This is a genomic window from Promicromonospora sp. NPDC060204, from assembly GCF_042728455.1.
Classification (GTDB): domain Bacteria; phylum Actinomycetota; class Actinomycetes; order Actinomycetales; family Cellulomonadaceae; genus Promicromonospora.
In genome coordinates, this window is the sequence record NZ_JBHWZO010000370.1 from 1 (window position 1) to 4677 (window position 4677).

The 4677-nt window shown below is 73.9% G+C and carries 5 protein-coding genes; 3 read left to right on the forward strand and 2 right to left on the reverse strand.

Annotation, left to right across the window (positions count from 1 at the left end):
• A partial coding sequence (gene dnaG / locus ACFWEJ_RS27360) for a DNA primase (RefSeq protein ID WP_377232326.1) occupies positions 1–1611 on the reverse strand: 1611 nt, incomplete at its 3' end.
• Between the two features lie 10 nt (positions 1612–1621).
• Complete coding sequence (locus ACFWEJ_RS27365) at positions 1622–2509, reverse strand: helix-turn-helix domain-containing protein (protein WP_377232327.1); 888 nt, start codon at positions 2507–2509, stop codon at positions 1622–1624.
• 43 nt (positions 2510–2552) lie between these two features.
• Here ACFWEJ_RS27365 and ACFWEJ_RS27370 point away from each other — a divergent pair, with 43 nt between their 5' ends.
• From ACFWEJ_RS27370 to ACFWEJ_RS27380, 3 genes are all read left to right on the forward strand, one after another.
• The gene (locus tag ACFWEJ_RS27370) at positions 2553–3005 is read left to right on the forward strand and encodes a VOC family protein (RefSeq protein ID WP_377232328.1); all 453 of its coding nucleotides are present in this window, start codon (positions 2553–2555) and stop codon (positions 3003–3005) included.
• Positions 3006–3123: 118 nt separating this feature from the next.
• Entirely contained in the window at positions 3124–3297 is a 174-nt protein-coding gene (locus ACFWEJ_RS27375) for a DUF4236 domain-containing protein (protein ID WP_357486753.1), read from the forward strand.
• 108 nt (positions 3298–3405) lie between these two features.
• The coding region (locus tag ACFWEJ_RS27380; protein WP_377232329.1) for a deoxyguanosinetriphosphate triphosphohydrolase at positions 3406–4677 on the forward strand (1272 nt) is incomplete at its 3' end.

A 4677-nucleotide genomic window follows, 5' to 3' on the forward strand; every position in this document is an offset into this window, starting at 1 on the left:
CCCCGCGCGCCGGGCCGGCCGGGCTCCCGCGCCCCCGCCGCGCTCGTCCCCCGCGGCGGCTCGGGGCGGGGGGTTCGCCCGCCCCGCGCCCCCCGGGCGGCGCGCGCCCCGCGCCACGGGGTCGCGCGGGTCGGGGGCCGGGAGCTGCACCGCGCCCGATGCCGAACGGCCGCCGCCCTGCGCACCACCGGCCACCGGCGTCGCACCGGACGCGGGCCGCGCGGCATCGGAAGGACGACGCTGCGACGGCGTGGACGCCGCGCGGGCCACCTCGCGGCGCACCTCGTCGATCTCCGTGCCGATCCAGCCCGCGACCTGGCGCATGTACCCGTCGCGCTGGCTGCGGTCGCGGATGCCCACGATCTCGGGTGCCGCCGCCCGCACGGCGGACACGCGGCCCTCCACGGTGTTCAGGTCGAACTGCTTGATCTTGGCCTGGATCACGAAGGCGAACAGCGGCTTGCGGCCGTCGACCAGCGCACGCACCGCCTCCGGGCCCCGGGCCATGCGCAGGTCGCACGGGTCCATGCCGTCGTCGGCCACGGCCACGTACGTCTGCGCGAAGAACCGCTGGTCCTCGCCGTAGGCGCGCTCGGCGGCCTTCTGGCCCGCCGCGTCGCCGTCGAACGTGAAGATGATCTCGCCGCCCACGGTCCCGCCCGAGGCGAGCTGCATGCCGCCCCCGGCCGTCGTGTCGCCGAGCAGGCGCCGCACCACCTTGGCGTGGTCCGCGCCGAAGGCCGTGCCGCACGTGGCGACCGCCGTCGTCACACCCGACAGGTGCGCCGCCATGACGTCCGTGTACCCCTCGACCACCACCACACGCTTGCCCTTGGCGATCTCCCGCTTGGCGAGGTCGATCCCGTACAGCACATGCGACTTCTTGTAGAGGCTGGTCTCGGGGGTGTTCAGGTACTTGGGCCCCTGGTCGTCCTCGAACAGGCGCCGCGCGCCGAACCCGATCACGGCCCCCGTCACGTCGCGGATGGGCCACATGACGCGCCCGCGGAACCGGTCGTAGATCCCGCGCTGCCCCTGCGACATCAGCCCGCTCGCGACCAGCTCCGCCTGCGTGAAGCCCCGGCCCTGGAGGTGCCGCTGCAGCGCGTCCCAGCCCTTGGGCGCGAAGCCGACGCCGAACAGCTCGGCGTCCGACCGGTCGAAGCTGCGCTCCGCGAGGAACGTGCGCGCCGCCGACGCGTCCGGCCCCATGAGCTGCTCCGCGTAGAACTCCGCGGCCACGCTGTGCGCGTCCAGCAGCCGCTGACGCCGGCCCGGCTCCTCACGCGGACGGGCGTTGCCGCCCTCCTCGTACCGCAGCTGCACGCCGGTCTTGCCCGCGAGGTACTCGATGGCCTCGGTGAAGCTCAGCCCGTCCATCTTCATGACGAACTCGATGACGTCGCCGCCCTCGCCGCACCCGAAGCAGTGGTACCGGCCCACGCTGGGCCGCACGTTGAAGCTCGGGCTGCGCTCGTCGTGGAAGGGGCACAGCCCCACCAGCGCGCCCACCCCGGCAGGCTTGAGGGTCACGTGCGCCGAGACGATCTCGTCGATCCGCGCGCGCTCGCGGACCTGGTCCACATCCTCGCGTCTGATCAGCCCGGCCACGGTCGGAATTCTATGCCCGCTGTCCGACACCCCGGCCGCACGTCCGGGCGTACTCCCCCGGCGGCACGCCGACGGCGCGGACGAAGTCTCCCGTGAAGTGCGCCTGGTCGTAGTAGCCGACGGCGGCGGCCAGCCCCGCCAGGTCCAGCTCCGGGTCGCGGCCCAGCAGCTCGGCGGCTAGGTGCACCCGGTGCCGCTGCAGCACCCACTTGGGGCTCACGCCCACCCAGTCGGCGAACAGCCGCTGCAGCGAGCGCGGCGTGGTGCCGAGCGTGCCGGCGAGCGCCGCGACGGACGTGCCCGGCACGGCGTCGGCGATCACGGCGAAGGCCTTCCCCAGCGCGGTGAGCGCCGCGGCGGAACGCGGCGTCCGGGACCGCTCGGCCGCTTCCTGCAGCAGCGGGGTGAGGGTGCGGACGGCGGCGTCGGGCTGCCCGGCCGCCGCCTGGGCGACGGCCTCGTCGTTGGCGCGCGCCGCCGTCGGGCCGAGGAAGGGCTCGACGGCGCCGCGCTCCCCCGGGTCGGCACGGCCGAGCAGTGCGCGGTAGCCGCCGGGGCGCAGCTTGGTGCCGACCACGGCGCCGGAGCCGGTCAGCGTGCGCACGAAGAGGCCGGCGGGCATCGCGTAGGCGAGCAGGCCCTCCCGCTCCGCGACGACGTGCCCCACGGGGTGCGGCATGACGGTCTGGGTGAACGCGACCCCGGGCGGCAGGTCCCAGCTGATCACCCAGTGCCAGTCCACGAGGTCGGCGAGGTCGGGCGCCGGTTCCACGCGGGCCAGGGTGAACGCGTCGCGCGCCCGCACGGGGTCGACGATGCCGAGGGTGGGCCCGGAGTCGAGCGCGCTGTTCGCGAGGTTCCGGGCCGCGGGAGCCTCGCCGTCGAACACCTGTCGCATTCTTCCAAGACTGGCACATCCCGGCCGGGGCAGCATCGACGACATGAGGAACTCAGCCCTGCACCCCAACATCGCCGTGTCCGACGCCCGCGCCGCCATCGCCTTCTACGAGGCCGCGCTGGGGGCCGAGACGCTCGACGTGATCACCGCGGGCGACGCCGTGATCCACTCCGACCTGGTCCTGCGGTCCGCCGCGGGCGAGTCGACCTTCACCGTCGCGGGCGCGTTCCCGCCCGACTCGGCGGCGCCCGAGCCCGGCGGCCCGACGCACGCGAGCTTCACGATCCCGGTCGAGGACACCGACGCGGCGTACGCCCGCGCGATCGAGGCCGGGGCGAGCAGCCTGGCCGAGCCCGCCGACTGGTTCGAGGGCTTCCGGCAGGCCGCGGTGCGCTGCCCGTTCGGCCACCGCTGGTACTTCGTGACGGTCGCGGAGTCGGTCACGCCGGACGACGTCCAGCGCGCGAGCGACGCCTGGATGTCGGCCCGCGACTGACGAGTCAGACGTACAGGTCACCCGAGGGATCTGTACGTCTGACACGCTCCCTGGTTTGGTTTGCCGGACTAGCGCGGTTCGGTACGCTTTGCCCGACTCAGGGAGGAACAAAGGCACCATGGGAATCAGGTATCGCAAGCGGCTGTCGCTCGGTCCGCTCAAGTTCAACATCACGCAGCGGGGCCTGTCGTCGATGAGCTTCAAGGTGGGTCCCTGGACCTGGAACTCCAAGACCAAGAAGCACTCCATCAACCTCCCCGGCGGCCTGAGCTGGTACAGCAACAACAAGTAGCGCTGCACGGCGGAGGCAGGGACCTGCCTCCGCCGGCGACGGCACCGGCCGCACCCCCGGAGCCTCCGCGGACCACGTGATTCCGGGATGTCGGACCGCGTGGCTAGAGTGGCGGGCGTGGAGCAAGCCCTCGGGAAGAGCATCCCGCCGTCGTACAGCGCGCAGGACGTCGAGCGCTGGGTGAACGAACCGCCCAAGTCGCAGGCCCGGACCCCGTTCGAGCGCGACCGCGGGCGCGTGGTGCACTCCTCCGCCCTGCGCCGCCTCGGTGCCAAGACCCAGGTGCTCGGCGCCGGGCACGACGACTTCGTGCGCACCCGCCTGACGCACTCCCTCGAGGTGGCCCAGGTGGGCCGTGGCATGGGCCGTTCGCTCGGCTGCGACCCCGACGTCGTCGACACCGCCTGCCTCACCCACGACCTGGGGCACCCGCCCTTCGGGCACAACGGCGAGACGGCGCTGGCCGAGATCGCCGAGCCGATCGGCGGCTTCGAGGGCAACGCCCAGACCCTCCGCCTGCTCACGCGGCTGGAGCCCAAGGTGATCGGGTTCGACGGCGTCCCCGCGGGCCTCAACCTGACTCGGGCCAGCCTCGACGCGAGCGTCAAGTACCCGTGGGCGTACGGCGCCGGCCCCGCCCGGCCCGACGGCACGGCCAGCCGCAAGTTCGGCGTCTACCCCGACGACCTGCCCGTGTTCACGTGGCTGCGCAAGGACGCGCCGGACGGCGTGAAGTGCCTGGAGGCACAGGTCATGGACCTCGCCGACGACATCAGCTACTCCGTGCACGACGTCGAGGACGGCGTGGTGGCCGGCCGCATCGACCTGGACCTCATGGCCGACGCCGACGAGCGGGCGCGCGTCGCCGAGTTCGTGCGGTCCTGGTACGGCGAGTGGTACCGGGCCGACGCCGTCGACGCCGCGATCGGGCGGCTGCAGGAGTACCTGCGCGGCGAGGGCCACCTGGTGCGGGCCTTCGACGGCTCGCGCGGCTCGCTGGCCTCGCTCAAGGACATGACGAGCCAGCTCATCGGCCGGTTCATCGGCGCGGCGATCGACGCCACGCGCGCCGAGTACGGCGACGGGGCGCTGACGCGCTACGCCGCGCGGCTCGTGGTGCCCGACGAGACCGAGCACGAGATCCTCGCGCTCAAGGGCATCGCGGTGGCCTATGTGATGGCGCCCCGCGGCCAGGAGCCCCGCTACCTGCGGGAGCGGGAGATCCTGACCGACCTGGTGCGCGTGCTGGCCGACCGCGGCCCGGACGAGCTGGAGCCGCCGCTCGCCGCGGACTGGCGGGCGGCGTCCCGCGAACCCCCCCGCCAGCGCCGGGTGGTGGTCCAGGTCGCCTCCCAGACCGACCGGGACCCCCACCCCCAG